We start from the raw sequence: 16997 nt of genomic DNA, 5'->3' as shown, positions 1-16997 counted from the left end.
TGCTGGGGGGGGGGGGGGGTCGGGGGGGGGGGGGGGTGGGTGGGGGGGGGGGGGTGGGGGGGGGGGGGGGGGGGGGGGGTTGGGCGGGGGGGGGGGGGGGGTTGGGGGGGGGGGGGGGGGGGGGGGGGGGGGGGGGGGGCCCCCCCCCCCCCCCGGGGCAGGGCCACCAACGCCCACCCCCACTCCCACCCCACCCCCACCCCCACCCCCCTACGACGCGAACAACCGCACAGCCCAAGCGGCATGCGCCTCCGCACTGATCTCCAGCAGCGGAGCACCCCCCGCGGGCAACGCGTCGACGCCGTCGGCCACCACGCGCCGCGCCACCTCGGCCGCCCGCTGAGCGACCAGGTCCAACTCCGGCGCCAGCCGGGCCAGTACCGCCGTCGCATCGAAGGGATCCAGGCTGAGCAGCCGCACGGTCGCCGTCGCCGGCCCGCTGACACTCTCGTACACGGAGCAGTACGCCGCGTCCTGGGGCCCGAGTCCGGCGCCCCGTGCCGCCACCCCGAGCACCACGGGCTGATGCGCCCCCTTGGGGAACTTCCCCGCCAGCGCGTCGAGTTCCTCGGACGGCCAAGCCGCCCGCGCCGCCCGCATCAACTGCCGTCCGAGCCGCCGCGCGGCCCCGCGCAGGGCGGGCGACGGCGTCCGGGCGTCCGCGGCCGCGTCCAGTGCAACCGGGTCGACGCCGAGCGCCGCCGCCGCGGCGAGGGCGGCCGACACCAGCCCCGTCGTGTGCAACCGCCCGCGGCAGAAGTCCTCCAGGCTCGCCGCCCCGCTGATCCGCCCGGCTTCGACCGCCGCCTCGGCCCCGCCGGAGTGGGCGTGCCCTCCGGCGGGGAAGCGGCCGTCCGCCAGGACGAGAAGTGCCGCGCGGGACATCAGAAGAGGAAGTAACGCTGGGCCATGGGCAGTTCCGCGACCGGTGTCGCCTCGACGAGCTCTCCGTCGATGTGCACGGCGAAACTGTCGGGATCGACCTGTACGCGCGGCCGGGCGTCGTTCTCCCGCATGTCGGCCTTGGTCACCCCCCGGGTCGAGTCGATCGCCATGAACCTCTTGCTCAGCGAGAGCCGTTCCGGCAGCCCGTCCTCGATCGCGAGCGGTGCCACGAAGTTGAACGAGTTCGCGGCGGGCGCCCGTCCGATCGCCCCGAACATCGGCCGGGGCAGAATCGGCTGCGGCGTCGGAATGGACGCGTTGGCGTCGCCCATCTGCGCGTACGCGATCTGCCCGCCCTTGATGACGAGGTGCGGCTTGACGCCGAAGAACGCGGGCTCCCACAGCACGAGGTCGGCGAGCTTGCCGGTCTCGACGGAGCCGATCTCGCGGGCGAGTCCCTGCGCGAGCGCCGGGTTGATCGTGTATTTGGCGACATAGCGACGTACACGGTGGTTGTCCGCGTGTCCGTCGCCCGGCAGGGACCCGCGTCGGCGCTTCATCACATGGGCCGTCTGCCAGGTTCGCAGGACGACCTCGCCGACCCGGCCCATCGCCTGCGAGTCGGAGGAGATGATCGAGATCGCGCCGAGGTCGTGCAGGATGTCCTCGGCTCCGATGGTGGACGGCCGGATACGCGACTCGGCGAAGGCCAGGTCCTCGGGAACGGCCGCGTTGAGGTGGTGGCAGACCATCAGCATGTCGAGGTGTTCCTCGGCGGTGTTGACGGTGTACGGCCGGGTCGGGTTGGTGGAGCTGGGCAGCACGTGCGGCTCGGAGACCACTGTCATGATGTCCGGTGCGTGGCCGCCGCCGGCACCCTCGGTGTGGTACGCGTGGATGCCCCGGCCGCCGATCGCGGCGAGCGTGTCGCCCACGAACCCCGCCTCGTTCAGCGTGTCGGTGTGGATGGCGACCTGGATGCCGGTGCGGTCGGCGACGGTCAGCGCGGCGTCGATGACGGCGGGCGTGGACCCCCAGTCCTCGTGCAGCTTCAGTCCGAGTGCGCCACCGCGGATCTGCGAGAGCATCGCGTCGTGCGAGACGGTGTTGCCCTTGCCGAGCAGTCCGAAGTTGAGCGGATACCCCTCCATCGATTCCAGCATCCGGGCCAGATGCCAGGGGCCGGGGGTGACGGTGGTGGCCTTGGAACCCTCGGCGGGACCGGTGCCGCCGCCCACCAGGGTCGTGATGCCGGAGGCGAGTGCCTCGTCGGCGATCTGGGGGCAGATCAGGTGGACGTGCGCGTCGATGGCGCCCGCGGTGACGATCCGTCCGTTGCCCGCGATGATCTCGGTCTCAGGACCGATGACGAGGTCGGGGTGGACGCCGTCCATGGTGTCGGGGTTGCCGGCCTTGCCGATGCCGGTGATCCGGCCGTCGCGGATGCCCAGGTCGGCCTTGACGATCCCCCAGTGGTCGATGATCACCACGCCCGTGATGACGGTGTCCGGAGTGCCTTCCGCGCGTGTGGCGCGCGACTGGCCCATGGACTCCCGGATGACCTTGCCCCCGCCGAACACGGCCTCGTCTCCGGCGCGCCCCGGGCCGCCGGAGCGGTCCTCCTCGATCTCGACGAGCAGGTCCGTGTCGGCGAGGCGGATGCGGTCGCCGGTGGTGGGGCCGAACAGATCGGCGTAAGCGCCGCGGGAGAGATCAGGCATCGAGGGCACCTCCGGTCTCACCGCGCAGGCCGGGTACGACACGGGCACCGGCGAGCGGTACGAGTTCGACGTCGACGGGAATCCCCGGCTCGAAGCGCACGGCGGTGCCGGCGGCGACGTTGAGCCGCTTGCCGCGCGCGGCGGCGCGGTCGAACTCCAGGCCGGGGTTGGCCTCGGCGAAGTGGTAGTGGGAGCCGACCTGGACGGGTCGGTCGGCCGCGTTGAGGACGGTCAGCCGGGTGACCTCGCGGCCTTCGTTGAAGGTGACGGGCCCCTCGGCGAAGAGGATCTCTCCGGGAATCACGGTGTTCGCTCCCCCGTCAGACGATCGGGTCGTGGACGGTGACGAGTTTGGTGCCGTCCGGGAAGGTCGCCTCGACCTGGACGTCGTGGATCATTTCGGGGATGCCCTCCATGACGTCGTCGCGGGTGAGGATCTTGCGTCCGGAGGACATCAGCTCGGCCACGGTGCGGCCGTCCCGGGCGCCTTCGAGGATGTGCGACGTGATGAGGGCGACGGCCTCGGGGTGGTTCAGTCTCAGTCCGCGGGCCCGGCGCTTCTCGGCCACGTCGGCGGCCACGTGGATCAGCAGCCTCTCTTGCTCGTGCGGGGTCAGTTGCATGGCGTCCCACCTCACAGTCCTCGCTCCGGACCGTGCGGGGTCCGGTGGCCGCAGCCACCAAAACCCCTGGTGGCATGGATGCGCACGCTAGTTGGCCGTCGTTTCGTGGACGTTAACCGGCCTGTGGTCCACATCTGCCGTCGCGCGGGGCGACCCCCGGACCCGCCCGGGGTCCGGTGACCGGTGGACCCCGCCGATCTTCACTCGGAGCGCGCGCCTCGGCGGAGCGGCGCGCCGGGTCACGGCAGGCGCCGGGCCGCTCGGTGTTCCGGGCTCCGGTCCGCCCCGCGACCGACGGACGGCCGCCTCGAGGGCCGGCCCGGTCCGCGGCGGACACCTTCCGGAGCCGGGACCGTATACGGCGCGCCCCCTCGGCCCGCGCGGGTCGACACCGCGTACGGCGTACGGCTGTCGGCCGGCGTGCGCCCCCGATCGCCCTTCCTCTACGAGACGTTGGGTCCCTGATGCTCCGCGGCGATCCCGAAGCGCCGGTGCTCCCGCGGCGCGGACGTGGCCTCGCGGACGCGGGAGAGGGAGCTGACCACCTGTTCCCCGGCGGACTCCCGCAGCTCTTCGAGCCGCTCCAGGTCGGCGGCGGAGACGAGGGCGACGAGCGGCTTCCCGTGACGCGTCACGACGACACGCTCGCCCCCGTACACCACCCGGTTGATCAGGTCGGCGAGCTCAGCCCTGGCTTGCGTCACCGGAATCTCGTAGGCCATGCCCACCAGCTTAGACCGGACCCCTGACACTCTCCCGAAACGGACGATGTCCACCGGTTCTGCCGAGAACGACGTCCGCCGACGCGACGCCCCCGTCCCACGTCCGGCCCGGATCGCCGGCGCCGCGCCCGTCCCGGATCGCCGGCGCCGTATTCGCGGAGCGTCTCCCACCCGTTCTCCCCTCTTCTCCCTCTTCTCCCTCTTCTCCGTCTTCTCCGCCTTCTCCGTCTTCTCCGCCGGAGCTTTTTCGCTGTCGGCCGATTCCCTCGACACGATCTGTACGTCCTGTACATTTTTCACAAGGAGCGACCGCACAGGGGAGTCGCCCGGAGGAGGCGCCAGACATGTACGAACCGTCCGCCCGCCACGCCCCGCCCGGGTTCACCGAGCGCACGATCACGGGACACCGGACCCTCGATCCGTACTCCGAACTGCTCGGCGATCGGATCGTGTTCCTCGGGACGAAGATCGACGACACGTCCGCGAACGACGTGACGGCCCGGTTCATGCACCTCGAACACCAGGCCCCGGAGCGGGACATCTCGCTCTACGTCAACTCCCCCGGCGGCTCGTTCACCGCGATGACGGCCATCTACGACACGATGCGCTTCGTCTCCTGCGACGTGGAGACCGTGTGCCTGGGGCAGGCCGCGTCGGTCGCCGCCGTCCTGCTGGCCGGCGGCACCCCGGGCAAACGGTTCGCCCTGCCGGGAGCCCGGATGTCGATCCGTCAGCCCCCGCTCCCCCGACCGGTACAGGGCCGGGCGAGCGATCTGGTCCTCCAGGCAGCGGAGTTGACCCGCACTCGAAGGCTGCTGGAGGACATGCTCGTCCGGCACACGGGGCAAAATCCCGAACAAGTCGCCGCCGACATCGAGCGGGACACGATTCTGGACGCGCAGGCCGCGCTGGCGTACGGGCTGGTGGACGGGATCATCCCGAGCCGCAAGAACTCGCGCACCGCGCCCGGTGCGAGGAACGCCACACCCGACGCGAGGTGATCCGCCGATGGTGCCCGAACTGCCTCCGCTGCCCGCACTGACGCACGCCGAGGCCGAGCTGATAGACCGCTACCTCGACGTGGTCGACCTGGTCGGCCGCATCAACCCGGCCCGGCCGGGAGACACCTATCGCGGGCTGCGCGCCGCCCAGGCACTCGTGGGCAAGGCGACCGCGCTGCGGGACGCCTTGGCCCTGATGCACCAGCGGGGCGAGAGCGAGGTGCACGCGCCGACCCTCGCGCAGGCCCTGCGCGTCCTCGACGGCGAGCGGCGGACCGCCCGCGTCACCCTGCCGCCCGACTCCGGCGGTTGAGGCATCCAGAACCGGGCCGCCGCTCACACCGATCCGTGGAGCGCCCGGCCCGCGTTTCAAACGGACCAGTCGACGTACCCCCCAACGGCGTAGACGCGCGTCCTTTCGGGTGGCCCCGAAAGTTGCGCAACACGCGTAGCCAAAAGGCGGAATGAAGCCTTCCGGTGCTGGTAAGAGCGTTGCCGACGTCCCCAACACCCCTCGAACAGAGGAGTGTCCACCCGAACGGGTGAGTGGTGAGTAACCCCACAAATCATCGGTTCCGCTCGGATTTTCCGACATCCATGCGTGAAGATCCCTTCCGACGACAAGCCCCCGCCACACCGGCGGGGCGGTCCGGGCGGACGCCGAGTCCTGCCGCCGCCCGGATGACCGGTCGACAGATGTGCATCGGCAGGAGTGGAGGACCCAGCAAGACGGGCCGCCGGAGAGATCCGGGCGGTCCTTGGGGTGAAGCCGCGTAAGCGGCCGGGCTACTTCGCCAGCCCGAATCCGACAGGTCATCCTTCACAGGCGGTTGACGAAGGGTTGCGCATGACTGCGCTCAATCGTGTCCCGTCGCTGCTGACCCGGGCCGGTACGGCCTCGGCTCTGACCATCGCCGCCGTGGGCGGCAGCCTGGTGGTCCCGGGCGTCGCAGCCGACGCCGAGGCGGCCACACCGGCGACGAGGGCACTCCAGGTCGCGGCATCCAAGAAGGGCGCCCCGTACAAGTACGGTGCCACCGGGCCGCGGCGCTTCGACTGCTCCGGGCTCACGCTGTACTCGTACAAGAAGGCGGGCAAGAAGCTGCCTCGTACGGCCGCGGGGCAGTACAACAAGAGCCACCACATCTCCGCCTCGCACCGCAAGGCCGGCGACCTCGTGTTCTTCCACTCGGGCCGGAACGTGTACCACGTCGGCATCTACGCCGGGAAGGGAAAGATCTGGCACTCCCCGAAGAGCGGGGAGGTCGTGAAGCTCCAGAAGATCTGGACGAAGAGCGTCTGGTACGGCCGGGTGAGCTGACCCGAGCGAGGGGCGGCGGTGCCGGGCCGCCGCCCCTCGCGGCACGAACCCGGGGGCTCTCAGGCCGTCAGGGGCTCCAGGAGGAGCACCAGGCCGAGCACCGTGAGCGCGCTCCCGGTGACCGCCACCACGGCGCGGGCCGCCCGCGGCCCGCGCAGCCACCGGCCGAGCCGGTCGACCAGCAGGGCGACCGCCGGGAACCACACCAGGGCGACGGCCACCACGATCAGGGCCAGCACCAGGGTGCGGGGCATCGCGGGGCTGCCCGCGGGCACGAACTGCGGCAGCAGGCTCAGGAAGGTGATCGGCGCCTTCGGGTTGAGCGCGTTGGTGACGAAGCCCTGGCGCAGCGGACGCTTCCCGTCCCCAGGGCCGCCGGCCACGTCCTCGCCGGACGGCGTCCCGCCGGACACCTCCGGGCGTCCCCGGTCCGGCTCCCGGTCCCGCCGCCGTCGCAGGCCGTCCAGCGTCCGTAGCCCCAGGTACAGCACGTAGGCGCCGCCGAGGAGCTGCAGCGTCCGGAACAGCGCGGGCACGGCCGCGAGGACGGCGGCGACACCGGCGACGGCCAGCGCCGTGTGCAGGAGAAGCCCGCCCGCGACCCCGAGCGCGCACGCCACCCCGGCCCGGCGGGAGACGAGGGCGTTGCGCACGACGACGGTGAAGTCCGCGCCGGGCATGGCGACCATCCCCGCGGCCACTCCGGTGAAGGCGATGAGCTGTGCGTCCATGGCCGCCAGGCTGCCCGGCCCGGACCTTCAGCGGGTATGTCGAATATCCTGGGTCTGTCTTAAGCAATCCTTTGGACCCGGCCCCCGCCGCGGGTCCCCGGACCCGGGAGCCGTTCGATGTACGACCCGACACGGCTGACCGCCCTGGTGGCGGTGGCCGAGGCGGGATCCATCACCCGGGCGGCCGAACGCCTCGGCTACAGCCCGCCCGCCCTCTCCCAGCAGCTCGCCAAACTCGAACGGGAGGCGGGCGCGCCCCTGCTGGTGCGCTCCCATCGCGGGACACGGCTCACGGACGCGGGCGAACTGCTCGTGACGCGGGCGCGGCGGGTGCTCGACGAGATGGAGCGGGCCCGGCACGAACTGGCCCGGCTGACCGGCCTGTCGGGCGGCACGCTGCGGCTCGGCACCTTCCAGACGGCGGGCATCCATCTGCTGCCGCCGGTGCTCAGCGCCTTCCGCCGGGCCCACCCCGACGTGGAACTCACGGTCGCGAACTACGAGCCTCCGGACGGTGTCTCGGCGGTCGCGGCGGGCGAGGTGGATCTCGCGCTGACGCACACCTACGAGCCGGCGGACCCGGTGCCCCTCCCCTCGTCGGTACACGCGGAGCCGGTGCTGGTCGAGGAGCTGGTGCTCGTGACCGCTCCGGGACACGTCCTCGCGGACGGTGCGGCCCGGCTGCCGCTTTCCGGACTCGCCGGACAGCCGCTGATCAGCATGGCCCCGGACCATCCGCCCCGGCAGGGCGTGGAGGCCGCGCTGGCCCGGGTCGGGGCCACCCCGGCCGTGCGGGTCGAGAGCCCCGGGTACGCCCTGGTGTGCGCGCTGGTCAGCGCGGGGCTCGGGGTCGCGGTGGTGCCGGAGATGGTGGCAAGGACGGCGGCGACCCCGGTGGGGCTGCGGCTGCTGGAACCGGGAGATCTGCGCCGTACGATCTCCGTCGTCCACCGGACCGACCGGCAGGCACCCGCGGCCGAGGCGTTCCGGGCCCTGCTGCGCGGTGCGTTCGGGCGTGCCACGCGGTAGGGACGCCCGGCCCGGCCCGCCAACTGATCTTTTCCTCAGGGCTCTTGCGGGCCCCCGGCCACCACCGGCTGGGCCGGCACCGTCCACGGCAACTCGATGGAGACCGTCTTGCCGCCCTCCCGGGTGGGGCGTACGAGAACCCTGCCGCCGCACTCGGCGGTCAGCCAACGGATGATCACCATCCCGCGCCCGTTGTCCTGTTGGACGGCTGCGGGCAGACGTTTCGGAAAACGCGGATGGCTGTCGGTGACGCCGATCCGCAGTTGTTCGTCCCGGTCGAGCCGGACGTCCACCGTGAAGGTGGGCGACTGGCCGAAGGTGTGCTGGACGGCGTTGGTGGCTAGTTCGGACACGATCAGGCGTACGGTGTCCGCGGCTTCGGCGTCACACGGCAGGCCCCATTCGGCCAGCACGTCGACGACGAAATTCCGGGCCGCGGAGACCGAGGCGGGATCGCTCGGCAGAGTGACGGATGCTTCCTGGTGATCTGCCATGACGACGTCGTCCCTTTCCCACGGGACCGGAGTCCGACACGGAGCGGATGGTTCGAGTACGGTCCCGGACTGGTGCTTCGCGCCAGACTGCCATCACTGGGCCGGTCACGGGCACGATCCACCGAGATATGCATATATCTGTCGCTCGAAGCGGTGAACTCTGCGACGGCAGACCGTATTTGGGCGGCTCGGAAGGAGTAAGGAGTACGGCCATGCAGCACGGTCCCGCGGTACGCCGCCGCAAACTCGGTGCCGAACTGCGCGCGCTGCGCGCCGGTGCGGGCCTCACCAGTGGTGAGGCGGCCCGTCTCGTCGGCTGGCACCAGTCGAAGGTCAGCCGGATCGAGACGGGGATCAGCGGGGTGAGACCGGCCGACGTGGAGCGCCTCCTGGACGCGTACGGGGTGGGGGAACCCGGGTTACGGGAGCTCCTGCTCGGACTGGCCGGGTCCGAGGGCAATGGGCGTCATCACTGGTGGCACGCCTATCGGGGGGTCCTGCCGCCCGCCTACCGGGACTTCATCAGTCTGGAGTCACAGGCCAGCGGTATGCGCACGCTGGAGACGTCCGTGGTACCGGGGCTGCTCCAGACGCCGGAGTACGCGCGTGCGGTGACGCGGGCGGCCGTGGGCGGACTCGAGGACGACAAACTGGACGCGCTCGTCGAGGTGCGCCTCGCCCGGCAGGACGTTCTGCGTTCGGATCCGCCGCTGGAGCTGACCGCGGTCCTGGACGAGGCCGTGCTGCGTCGTGAGGTCGGCGGTCCCGAGGTCATGGCCCGGCAGCTGACCCGGCTGCGGGAGGCTGCGGCTCTCCCCCAAGTGCGCCTTCAGGTACTGCCGTTCGCCGCCGGCGCGCACGCCGGAGTGACCGGACCTTTCGTTATTTTCTCATTTCCGAACACAACTGATCTGGACGTGGTTGTTCTCGACCACTTGACGAGTAGCCTCTACCTCGAGCGGAAAGAAGACCTTCAGGCCTACACCAAGGTCTTCAACACCCTTCGGTTCCACGCCCTTTCACCCGAGGACTCGTTGGACTACATCGCCGCGATAGGTGACGGCGCGTAAGGAGGCACCCCCATGACCGCACTGCCTCGGTACGTACCTCTCAGTACTTCGATCCCTGATGTGCGCTGGCTGCGCAGCAGTCGCAGTACAGGAATGAACAACTGCGTCGAGACCGCACGACCGGGCCCCGGCCCCTGGGCCGGACTCGTCGCGGTGCGCGACTCCAAGAACGAGGCGGGCCCCGCCCTGCTGTTCACCCCTGCCAGCTGGAAGGGGTTCATCGCCGGACTGGACTGACCGCCGCCTCGTTCACCGGTTCTCCGAGACCACCCGTACCGCCTGCTCGATCTCGGCGTCGGTGAGATCCGCGCGAGCGGTCAGCCGCAGCCGGGAGATGCCGTCGGGCACGGACGGGGGGCGGAAGCAGCCGACGGCGAGCCCCGCCTCCCGGCAGTCCGCCGCCCACCGCACGGCCCGCTCGGGGGACGGCGCGCGCACCGAGACCACGGCGGCGTCCGGCCGTACGGCCTCCAGGCCCTCGGCGGTCAGCCGGGTGTGCAGCGCCGTCGCCACCGCGCGGGCCCGGTCGGCGCGCGCCGGCTCGCGGCGCAGCAGTCCGAGTGCCGCGAGGGCCGCGCCCGCCGCGGCCGGTGCCAGACCGGTGTCGAAGATGAAGGTGCGCGCCGCGTTGACCAGGTGGTCGATGACCGGTGCGGGCCCGAGGACGGCGCCGCCCTGGCTGCCGAACGACTTGGAGAGCGTGACGGTCACGACGACGTCCGGAGCCCCGGCGAGCCCCGCGGCGTGCGGAGCGCCCCGGCCGCCCCTGCCCAGCACCCCGAGTCCGTGCGCGTCGTCGACGACCAGCGCCGCCCCGTGTGCGCGGCAGGCGGTGGCCAGTCCGGCCAGCGGCGCCGCGTCGCCGTCCACCGAGAAGACCGTGTCGGAGACGACGACAGCGGGTCCCTCGTGCGTCCCGAGCGCCTTGCCCACGGCGTCGGGGTCGGCGTGGGCGACGACCTGCGTGGCGCCGCGGGCGAGCCGGCAGCCGTCGATGAGCGAGGCGTGGTTGCCCGCGTCCGAGACGACGAGCGAGCCGTGCGGAGCGAGCGCGGTGACCGCGGCGAGATTGGCCGCGTACCCGGAGGAGAAGACGAGCGCCGCCTCGAAACCGCAGAAGTCGGCGAGTTCCCGTTCGAGTTCGGCGTGAAGTCCGGTAGTGCCGGACACGAGCCGCGATCCGGTGGCACCGGCTCCCCAGCGATGGGCGGCGGCCGCGGCCGCCGCCGTGATCTCGGGGTGGCGGGCGAGTCCGAGATAGTCGTTGCTCGCCAGATCGAGCAGCGTCGAGTCGGCGGGGCGCGGGCGCAGGGTGCGGACGAGTCCGGCCTGTCGGCGCTGGTACGCCTGCTCGTCGATCCATGCGAACGGCGATCCGGCCATGCTGGCGCCTCCGGGCCCTGGGGGTGGTGGTTTTGTAGGCAGTGCACAGACCCTAGCGGGACGGCCCGGCACCCAGGATGTGGCAATACCCACACGTCGAACCGACTCTGTTGTGCGATCTCTCCTTGGCCGCACCCGCTCGGATACGTCAGGATCGGATCTCATGGACCTGCTGAACACGCTGGTGGACAAGGGGCTTCGGCGCGAGCTGCCGACCCGTGACGAGGCGCTGGCCGTGCTGGCCACGTCCGACGACGACGTGCTCGACGTGGTGGCCGCGGCCGGCAAAGTCCGCCGGCACTGGTTCGGTCGTCGAGTGAAGCTCAACTATCTGGTCAACCTGAAGTCCGGGCTGTGTCCCGAGGACTGCTCGTACTGCTCGCAGCGGCTCGGCTCCAAGGCCGAGATCCTCAAGTACAGCTGGCTCAAGCCCGACCAGGCCTCGCAGGCCGCGGCGGCGGGGCTGGCCGGGGGCGCCAAGCGGGTCTGCCTGGTGGCCAGCGGCCGCGGTCCGACCGACCGCGACGTGGACCGGGTCTCCGACACCATCAAGGCGATCAAGGACCAGCACGAGAACGTCGAGGTGTGCGCCTGCCTCGGCCTGCTCTCCGACGGTCAGGCCGAGCGGCTGCGGGAGGCGGGAGCGGACGCCTACAACCACAACCTCAACACGTCCGAGGGGACGTACGGGGACATCACGACCACGCACACGTACGCCGACCGGGTGGACACCGTACAGAAGGCGCACGCGGCCGGTCTGTCCGCCTGCTCCGGTCTGATCGCGGGCATGGGCGAGAGCGACGAGGACCTCGTGGACGTCGTCTACGCGCTGCGCGAGCTCGATCCCGACTCCGTTCCGGTGAACTTCCTGATCCCCTTCGAGGGAACCCCGCTCGCCAAGGAGTGGAACCTGACACCCCAGCGGTGTCTGCGCATCCTGGCGATGGTCCGCTTCGTCTGCCCGGACGCCGAGGTCCGCATCGCGGGCGGCCGTGAGGTCCATCTGCGCACGATGCAGCCGCTCGCCCTCAACCTGGCCAACTCGATCTTCCTCGGCGACTACCTGACGAGCGAGGGCCAGGCGGGCAAGGCCGACCTGGAGATGATCGCGGACGCCGGGTTCGAGGTCGAGGGCGCGGGCGAGGTGACGCTGCCGGAGCACCGGGCCGCTGCGGGCGCCGGCTGCGGCGCGCACACGGACGCGGACGCCGGGTGCGGGTCCCACGGGGACGCCGGGTGCGGGTCGCACGAGGGCGGTGGGTGCGGGGCGCACGCGGGCGGCGGTGTGTGCGGCTCGGCGCGGGTCGAGGTGCCCGCCGAGGCGCGTACGGATCTGGTCGCCGTGCGCCGCCGGGGTGCCGGAACGGATCTCGCGCCCAATGCCTGATCTGTCCCTGCGGGAGCTGCTCGATCTGGACCGGCGCCACGTCTGGCATCCGTACGGGCCCATGCCGGGCCGGCAGGAACCGCTCGTCGTGGAGTCGGCGAGCGGGGTGCGGCTGCGGATGGCGGACGGCTCCGGTGATCTGGTCGACGGCATGTCGTCATGGTGGTCGGCCATCCACGGCTACAACCACCCGGTGCTGAACGACGCGGCGCGCGGCCAGTTGGAGCGGATGAGCCATGTGATGTTCGGCGGGCTCACGCACGAGCCCGCCGTGCGGCTGGCCAAGCGCCTGGTCGACATCTCCCCCGAGGGTCTGGAGCACGTCTTCCTCGCCGACTCCGGTTCGGTCTCGGTCGAGGTCGCCGTCAAGATGTGCCTCCAGCACTGGCGTTCGCTCGGCCGCCCGGCCAAGCGGCGGCTGCTGACCTGGCGGGGCGGCTACCACGGGGACACCTGGCAGCCGATGTCGGTGTGCGACCCCGAGGGCGGGATGCACGAGCTGTGGCAGGGCGTGCTGCACCGCCAGGTGTTCGCCGACGCCCCGCCGGCCGCATACGAGGAGTCGTACGCCGCGCACCTGCGCGACCTGATCGGGCGCCACGCCGACGAGCTGGCGGCGGTGATCGTGGAGCCGGTGGTGCAGGGAGCGGGCGGCATGCGCTTCCACTCCCCCGCGTATCTGCGGGTGCTGCGGGAGGCGTGCGACGCGCACGACGTGCTGCTGGTGTTCGACGAGATCGCGACCGGCTTCGGCCGTACGGGGACGCTCTTCGCGGCGGAGCACGCGGGCGTGACGCCGGACGTGATGTGTGTGGGCAAGGCACTGACCGGCGGTTATCTGACCATGGCGGCGACGCTGTGCACGGCCCGGGTGGCCGAGGGCATCTCGCGCGGCGAGGTCCCGGTGCTCGCGCACGGCCCGACCTTCATGGGCAATCCGCTGGCCGCCGCGGTGGCCTGCGCCTCGATCGACCTGCTGCTCGGGCAGGACTGGCAGACCGAGGTCAAGCGGATCGAGGCGGGGCTGCGGGAGGGGCTGGCGGAGACCTCCTCGATGCCGGGGGTCCGGGACGTGCGCGTGCTGGGCGCGATCGGTGTCGTCCAGCTCGACCACGAGGTGGACATGGCGGCGGCGACGGCCGCCGCCGTGCGCGAGGGCGTGTGGCTGCGGCCGTTCCGCGACCTCGTCTACACGATGCCGCCGTACGTCACCGGTGACGAGGACGTGGCACGGATCGCCCGCGCGGTCCGCGCGGCGGCGCGGGAGGGATGACATGACGGTCCTGGTGATCACGGGAACGGGCACGGAGGTGGGCAAGACGGTCACGACGGCCGCCGTCGCCGCCGCCGCCGTCGCCGACGGACGGTCCGTGGCCGTCCTCAAGCCCGCGCAGACGGGGGTGGGTCCGCACGAGCGCGGGGACGCCGACGAGGTGGCCCGGCTCGCGGGCGCGGTGACCACCCTCGAACTCGGCCGCTACCCCGAGCCCCTGGCCCCCGCCACGGCCGCGCGGCGGGCCCGGCTGGCTCCGGTGCGGCCCGGGGAGGTGGCGGACGCGTCGGCCAAGCTGGCCGTCGAGCACGACCTCGTGCTGATCGAGGGGGCGGGCGGTCTGCTCGTCCGCTTCGACGACGAGGGCGGCACGCTGGCGGACGTGGCGGCGCTGCTGGACGCGCCGGTGCTGCTCGTCGTGGCGGCGGGACTCGGCACCCTCAACACGACCGAGCTGACCGCGCGTGAGATCCGGCGCCGGGGCCTCGGCCTGGCCGGGCTCGTCATCGGCAGCTGGCCCGACTCCGCTGACCTGGCGTCCCGTTGCAACCTCGCGGACCTGCCGGTGGTGGCCGAAGCGCCGCTGCTGGGCGCGCTGCCCGCGGGGGCCGGCGCCCGGCCGCCCGCCGAATTCCGCGCCGCGGCACCGGCTTGGCTGGCACCGGCACTGGGCGGCACCTGGAACGCGGACATCTTCGGCGGATCCTGCTGAGAGGTCACCGAAGGGTGTGACGGACCTCCACGGGGACAATCACGGTAGGTGCCGTCCTCCCGCGAGGTCCGTCATGGCGTTCGGGCCGGCCGCCTCCGGCAAGGTGTCACGGGATCCGGTGCACCACCCGCTGTTCGCCCGGTACTACGCCCGTGTCAGTGTGGCCGCCGAGACCCGGACGGGCATGGGCGGCGTACGCGACCGGCTGCTCCCGGGGCTCTTCGGCCGGGTCATCGAGATCGGCGCGGGCAACGGTCTGGACTTCGCGCACTGTCCGGAGACCGTCTCCGAGGTCGTCGCGATCGAACCGGAGCGGCGGCTGCGGCGGTTGGCCGTTCAGGCGGCGCTGCGCGCGGAGGTCCCCGTCGACATGGCGCCGGGCGTGGCGGAGGCGCTGCCGGTCAAGAGCGATGCCTTCGACGCGGCGGTGGTCTCGCTGGTGCTGTGCGGCGTGCGCGATGTGCCGCGGGCCCTGGCGGAGCTTCGGCGCGTGTCGCGGCCCGGTGGCACCCCGCGGTTCTTCGAGCACGGCACGGGGGGCGGACGCGTGATGGCGGCCGCCCGGCGCGGCCTGGACCGTACGGTGTGGCCGCGGCCGGCCGGCGGCTGTCATCTGGCACGTGACCCGATCGCCGCGCTGCGCGCCGCCGGGTTCGAACTCGGCCCGTACCGGCGGCTCCTGATGCCCGAGAAGGGGCCGCGGCTGCCCACCTCGTACCGTGTGCTGGGCTTCGCGCACCGGCCCGACGTCCTGGGGACCGGAGCGTCATAGGGACCGGTGTACACGGAGGCGGGCGTGTCCCAGCGGCCGGCGCGTCACAGGCTCCACTGGCGCAGTTCCTGTGCGATGTCGTGCGAGGCGCGCGTGTCCCAGCGGCCGGCGCGTCACAGGCTCCACTGGCGCAGTTCCTGGGCGATGTCGTGCACGCTCGCCTCGCCGCCCTTCACCAGGCGGGCGAGTTCGCGCACCTGCTCGGGGGAGGTGACGACCTTGAGGCCGCTGGCGACGAGATAGGCGTACGCGACGGCGGAGGCGAACATCGCGTTGGAGCGTTCGAGCGCCGGGACGTGCAGCAGGAGCTGGAGCAGTGCGGCGGCGCGGGCGTGCGGGCTGTCGTAGACGGGAATGCCGAATATCTCCGCCTCGTGCCGGCTGACGGCGGCGACGAGGGCTCCCCAGTCGGTGACCTGGGGGTCTCCGGGCGTCTTCTGTTCGGCGATCATGAGAAGCCAGGCAAGGTCGACTCTGAGACTGCTCAAGGGATCAACGACGACCTTCGCGGGAGCCTTGGCGGGTGCCTTCACGGGCGCCTTCGCGGTCCGCGCCGAATTCCTCGGCGAAGACGGATTCGTACTGCTTCATGAAGTCGGAGGCGGCGTCGACGAAGGTGTGCCCCACCTCACCGGTGTCCTGTCTGACCAGCTCCTCGATGTAGCGGTTCACGCTCATGCCGCGCGCCAGGGCCCGCTCGCGGGCGGCCCGCGCCGTGCCCTCGTCCACCCGCACGTTCAGTTGGGTCTTCGCCATACTTCGAAGCTAGCGCCGAAGTGCTAGCGCCCGCAAGGGCCGGAGGACGGACGGCCCAATAATCCGGAGGGACACCCCCTGTGGGCCGGATCACATTACGCTCTGCCGGGACACGGATGCCGGGACATCGACCACCCAGGAGGCGGCCTTGCCCACATCAGCTGCGGAGCACGCCGTCGGCCAAGGGGACGCCGACGGGATCGCGGCCCGCGCCCGCGGCCTGACGAAGGCGTACGGCTCGGGCGAGACGGCCGTCCTCGCCCTCGACTCGGTCGACGTCGCCATCGCGCGCGGCCGCTTCACCGCGGTCATGGGCCCTTCGGGCTCCGGGAAGTCGACGTTGATGCACTGTCTGGCGGGGCTCGACACCGTTTCGGCCGGACAGGTGTGGCTCGGCGACACCGAGATCACGGGGCTCAAGGACCGCGAGCTGACCCGGTTGCGCCGGGACCGGATCGGGTTCATGTTCCAGTCGTTCAACCTGATCCCGACGCTCAGCGCGGCCGAGAACATCACGCTGCCGATGGACATCGCGGGTCAGCGGCCCGACCGGAAGTGGCTCGACCAGGTCATCGACACGCTCGGGCTGCGCGACCGGCTCAAGCACCGTCCCGCACAGCTCTCCGGTGGCCAGCAGCAGCGCGTCGCCTGCGCGCGGGCGCTCGCCTCGCGCCCCGAGCTGATCTTCGCGGACGAGCCGACCGGCAATCTCGACTCCCGCGCCGGTCTGGAGGTCCTCGGCTTCCTGCGTGAGGCGGTCGACGAGCTCGGCCAGACCGTCGTCATGGTCACCCACGATCCCGGCGCGGCCGCCCACTCCGACCTGGTGCTCTTCCTCGCGGACGGGCGGATCGTGGACGAGATGGCACGGCCGACGGCGGAAGCGGTGCTGGAGCGCATGAAACGCTTCGACACGGTCCGCGCGGGCTTCGCGGACTCCGCACCCGGCGAAGGGGACCCCCACCTCCGGAAGGGCGACGCGGATGGCGCGGGGGGCGTTCCGCCCCAGGCGGGCGCCGACCGCGCGGCATCCCCCGGGGCGGACTCCGGGGCGGACTCCGGCGGTGTGACGGCCGACGGCGGCACCGGCCACGTATCCCACGACAAGGACTGAGGC

21 protein-coding genes and 1 riboswitch are annotated in these 16997 nt (G+C 72.1%); of the genes, 11 read left to right on the top strand and 10 right to left on the bottom strand.

The features are described from left to right. Nucleotides 1-210: 210 nt before the first annotated feature. From ACFVTC_RS00675 to ACFVTC_RS00655, 5 genes are all read right to left on the bottom strand, one after another. Nucleotides 211-885 carry an urease accessory protein UreF gene (locus ACFVTC_RS00675; RefSeq protein WP_390122487.1) on the bottom strand — a complete coding sequence of 225 codons (675 nt, stop codon included), beginning with the start codon at nt 883-885 and terminating at the stop codon, nt 211-213. Further along, nucleotides 885-2606 carry an urease subunit alpha gene (locus tag ACFVTC_RS00670; RefSeq protein WP_390122485.1) on the bottom strand — a complete coding sequence of 574 codons (1722 nt, stop codon included), beginning with the start codon at nt 2604-2606 and terminating at the stop codon, nt 885-887. The genes ACFVTC_RS00675 and ACFVTC_RS00670 overlap by 1 nt, the downstream gene beginning before the upstream one ends. Further along, nucleotides 2599-2910, bottom strand: a complete 312-nt coding sequence (locus ACFVTC_RS00665; RefSeq protein ID WP_168526983.1) for an urease subunit beta — start codon at nt 2908-2910, stop codon at nt 2599-2601. The genes ACFVTC_RS00670 and ACFVTC_RS00665 overlap by 8 nt, the downstream gene beginning before the upstream one ends. A 16-nt stretch (nt 2911-2926) precedes the next feature. Continuing rightward, nucleotides 2927-3229, bottom strand: coding sequence for an urease subunit gamma (locus ACFVTC_RS00660; RefSeq protein WP_101408483.1), 303 nt, complete (start codon nt 3227-3229; stop codon nt 2927-2929). Between the two features lie 443 nt (nt 3230-3672). Next, the gene (locus tag ACFVTC_RS00655; protein ID WP_390122480.1) at nt 3673-3951 is read right to left on the bottom strand and encodes a type II toxin-antitoxin system Phd/YefM family antitoxin; all 279 of its coding nucleotides are present in this window, start codon (nt 3949-3951) and stop codon (nt 3673-3675) included. A 344-nt stretch (nt 3952-4295) separates the two neighbouring features. On the opposite strand from ACFVTC_RS00655, the gene ACFVTC_RS00650 reads away from it, so the two are divergent. The 3 genes from ACFVTC_RS00650 to ACFVTC_RS00640 all read left to right on the top strand — a co-directional run bounded on the left by ACFVTC_RS00650 (nt 4296) and on the right by ACFVTC_RS00640 (nt 6273). After that, the gene (locus ACFVTC_RS00650; protein ID WP_390122478.1) at nt 4296-4952 is read left to right on the top strand and encodes an ATP-dependent Clp protease proteolytic subunit; all 657 of its coding nucleotides are present in this window, start codon (nt 4296-4298) and stop codon (nt 4950-4952) included. A gap of 7 nt (nt 4953-4959) precedes the next feature. Next, nucleotides 4960-5265, top strand: a complete 306-nt coding sequence (locus ACFVTC_RS00645; RefSeq protein WP_390122477.1) for a hypothetical protein — start codon at nt 4960-4962, stop codon at nt 5263-5265. A 345-nt stretch (nt 5266-5610) separates the two neighbouring features. Next, nucleotides 5611-5796: riboswitch (cyclic di-AMP (ydaO/yuaA leader) on the top strand. A 3-nt stretch (nt 5797-5799) separates the two neighbouring features. Continuing rightward, the gene (locus ACFVTC_RS00640) at nt 5800-6273 is read left to right on the top strand and encodes a C40 family peptidase (protein ID WP_390122475.1); all 474 of its coding nucleotides are present in this window, start codon (nt 5800-5802) and stop codon (nt 6271-6273) included. A 59-nt stretch (nt 6274-6332) separates the two neighbouring features. Here ACFVTC_RS00640 and ACFVTC_RS00635 read toward each other — a convergent pair whose 3' ends face one another. Further along, nucleotides 6333-7004, bottom strand: a complete 672-nt coding sequence (locus tag ACFVTC_RS00635; RefSeq protein ID WP_390122473.1) for a LysE family translocator — start codon at nt 7002-7004, stop codon at nt 6333-6335. Nucleotides 7005-7121: 117 nt separating this feature from the next. On the opposite strand from ACFVTC_RS00635, the gene ACFVTC_RS00630 reads away from it, so the two are divergent. Continuing rightward, entirely contained in the window at nt 7122-8033 is a 912-nt protein-coding gene (locus ACFVTC_RS00630) for a LysR family transcriptional regulator (RefSeq protein WP_390122471.1), read from the top strand. Nucleotides 8034-8068: 35 nt separating this feature from the next. Here the strand turns inward: ACFVTC_RS00630 and ACFVTC_RS00625 are convergent, their stop codons facing one another. After that, entirely contained in the window at nt 8069-8527 is a 459-nt protein-coding gene (locus ACFVTC_RS00625) for an ATP-binding protein (RefSeq protein WP_390122469.1), read from the bottom strand. Between the two features lie 212 nt (nt 8528-8739). On the opposite strand from ACFVTC_RS00625, the gene ACFVTC_RS00620 reads away from it, so the two are divergent. After that, nucleotides 8740-9597: a helix-turn-helix domain-containing protein gene (locus ACFVTC_RS00620; RefSeq protein WP_390122467.1), complete on the top strand. Its 858-nt coding sequence runs from the start codon at nt 8740-8742 to the stop codon at nt 9595-9597. Between the two features lie 12 nt (nt 9598-9609). Continuing rightward, nucleotides 9610-9834, top strand: coding sequence for a DUF397 domain-containing protein (locus ACFVTC_RS00615; RefSeq protein ID WP_390122465.1), 225 nt, complete (start codon nt 9610-9612; stop codon nt 9832-9834). A gap of 12 nt (nt 9835-9846) precedes the next feature. On the opposite strand, the gene ACFVTC_RS00610 is transcribed toward ACFVTC_RS00615, so the two are convergent. Further along, the gene (locus tag ACFVTC_RS00610; protein WP_390122463.1) at nt 9847-10980 is read right to left on the bottom strand and encodes an 8-amino-7-oxononanoate synthase; all 1134 of its coding nucleotides are present in this window, start codon (nt 10978-10980) and stop codon (nt 9847-9849) included. A 163-nt stretch (nt 10981-11143) separates the two neighbouring features. Here ACFVTC_RS00610 and bioB point away from each other — a divergent pair, with 163 nt between their 5' ends. The 4 genes from bioB (at nt 11144) to ACFVTC_RS00590 (ending at nt 15124) form a co-directional block, all read left to right on the top strand. After that, nucleotides 11144-12367 carry a biotin synthase BioB gene (gene bioB / locus ACFVTC_RS00605; RefSeq protein WP_390122461.1) on the top strand — a complete coding sequence of 408 codons (1224 nt, stop codon included), beginning with the start codon at nt 11144-11146 and terminating at the stop codon, nt 12365-12367. Further along, entirely contained in the window at nt 12360-13640 is a 1281-nt protein-coding gene (locus tag ACFVTC_RS00600; protein WP_390122459.1) for an adenosylmethionine--8-amino-7-oxononanoate transaminase, read from the top strand. The genes bioB and ACFVTC_RS00600 overlap by 8 nt, the downstream gene beginning before the upstream one ends. 1 nt (nt 13641) lies before the next feature. Beyond that, on the top strand, nt 13642-14352 hold the full coding sequence (gene bioD / locus ACFVTC_RS00595) for a dethiobiotin synthase (RefSeq protein ID WP_390122457.1): 711 nt from the start codon (nt 13642-13644) through the stop codon (nt 14350-14352). Between the two features lie 73 nt (nt 14353-14425). Further along, nucleotides 14426-15124, top strand: coding sequence for a class I SAM-dependent methyltransferase (locus ACFVTC_RS00590; protein WP_390122456.1), 699 nt, complete (start codon nt 14426-14428; stop codon nt 15122-15124). A 113-nt stretch (nt 15125-15237) separates the two neighbouring features. Here ACFVTC_RS00590 and ACFVTC_RS00585 read toward each other — a convergent pair whose 3' ends face one another. After that, complete coding sequence (locus ACFVTC_RS00585; RefSeq protein ID WP_390122454.1) at nt 15238-15612, bottom strand: fic family toxin-antitoxin system, toxin component; 375 nt, start codon at nt 15610-15612, stop codon at nt 15238-15240. A 4-nt stretch (nt 15613-15616) separates the two neighbouring features. Next, the gene (locus ACFVTC_RS00580) at nt 15617-15880 is read right to left on the bottom strand and encodes a toxin-antitoxin system HicB family antitoxin (RefSeq protein ID WP_168526998.1); all 264 of its coding nucleotides are present in this window, start codon (nt 15878-15880) and stop codon (nt 15617-15619) included. 148 nt (nt 15881-16028) lie between these two features. Between ACFVTC_RS00580 and ACFVTC_RS00575 the strand changes: the two genes are divergently transcribed. Continuing rightward, nucleotides 16029-16994 carry an ABC transporter ATP-binding protein gene (locus tag ACFVTC_RS00575; protein ID WP_390122452.1) on the top strand — a complete coding sequence of 322 codons (966 nt, stop codon included), beginning with the start codon at nt 16029-16031 and terminating at the stop codon, nt 16992-16994. The last annotated feature ends 3 nt before the right edge of the window (nt 16995-16997 follow it).

Source organism: Streptomyces sp. NPDC057950, from assembly GCF_042887295.1.
Taxonomy (GTDB): domain Bacteria; phylum Actinomycetota; class Actinomycetes; order Streptomycetales; family Streptomycetaceae; genus Streptomyces; species Streptomyces kaempferi.
Note: the sequence above shows the minus strand (reverse complement) of the source record. Positions and strands in the feature narration are given on the sequence as shown.

Coding starts and splice junctions, on each gene's coding strand:
- ACFVTC_RS00675 (WP_390122487.1), bottom strand. CDS start 885: ATGTCCCGCGCGGCACTTCTCGTCCTGGCGGACGGCCGCTTCCCCGCC.
- ACFVTC_RS00670 (WP_390122485.1), bottom strand. CDS start 2,606: ATGCCTGATCTCTCCCGCGGCGCTTACGCCGATCTGTTCGGCCCCACC.
- ACFVTC_RS00660 (WP_101408483.1), bottom strand. CDS start 3,229: ATGCAACTGACCCCGCACGAGCAAGAGAGGCTGCTGATCCACGTGGCC.
- ACFVTC_RS00655 (WP_390122480.1), bottom strand. CDS start 3,951: ATGGCCTACGAGATTCCGGTGACGCAAGCCAGGGCTGAGCTCGCCGAC.
- ACFVTC_RS00650 (WP_390122478.1), top strand. CDS start 4,296: ATGTACGAACCGTCCGCCCGCCACGCCCCGCCCGGGTTCACCGAGCGC.
- ACFVTC_RS00645 (WP_390122477.1), top strand. CDS start 4,960: ATGGTGCCCGAACTGCCTCCGCTGCCCGCACTGACGCACGCCGAGGCC.
- ACFVTC_RS00640 (WP_390122475.1), top strand. CDS start 5,800: ATGACTGCGCTCAATCGTGTCCCGTCGCTGCTGACCCGGGCCGGTACG.
- ACFVTC_RS00635 (WP_390122473.1), bottom strand. CDS start 7,004: ATGGACGCACAGCTCATCGCCTTCACCGGAGTGGCCGCGGGGATGGTC.
- ACFVTC_RS00630 (WP_390122471.1), top strand. CDS start 7,122: ATGTACGACCCGACACGGCTGACCGCCCTGGTGGCGGTGGCCGAGGCG.
- ACFVTC_RS00625 (WP_390122469.1), bottom strand. CDS start 8,527: ATGGCAGATCACCAGGAAGCATCCGTCACTCTGCCGAGCGATCCCGCC.
- ACFVTC_RS00620 (WP_390122467.1), top strand. CDS start 8,740: ATGCAGCACGGTCCCGCGGTACGCCGCCGCAAACTCGGTGCCGAACTG.
- ACFVTC_RS00615 (WP_390122465.1), top strand. CDS start 9,610: ATGACCGCACTGCCTCGGTACGTACCTCTCAGTACTTCGATCCCTGAT.
- ACFVTC_RS00610 (WP_390122463.1), bottom strand. CDS start 10,980: ATGGCCGGATCGCCGTTCGCATGGATCGACGAGCAGGCGTACCAGCGC.
- bioB (WP_390122461.1), top strand. CDS start 11,144: ATGGACCTGCTGAACACGCTGGTGGACAAGGGGCTTCGGCGCGAGCTG.
- ACFVTC_RS00600 (WP_390122459.1), top strand. CDS start 12,360: ATGCCTGATCTGTCCCTGCGGGAGCTGCTCGATCTGGACCGGCGCCAC.
- bioD (WP_390122457.1), top strand. CDS start 13,642: ATGACGGTCCTGGTGATCACGGGAACGGGCACGGAGGTGGGCAAGACG.
- ACFVTC_RS00590 (WP_390122456.1), top strand. CDS start 14,426: ATGGCGTTCGGGCCGGCCGCCTCCGGCAAGGTGTCACGGGATCCGGTG.
- ACFVTC_RS00580 (WP_168526998.1), bottom strand. CDS start 15,880: ATGGCGAAGACCCAACTGAACGTGCGGGTGGACGAGGGCACGGCGCGG.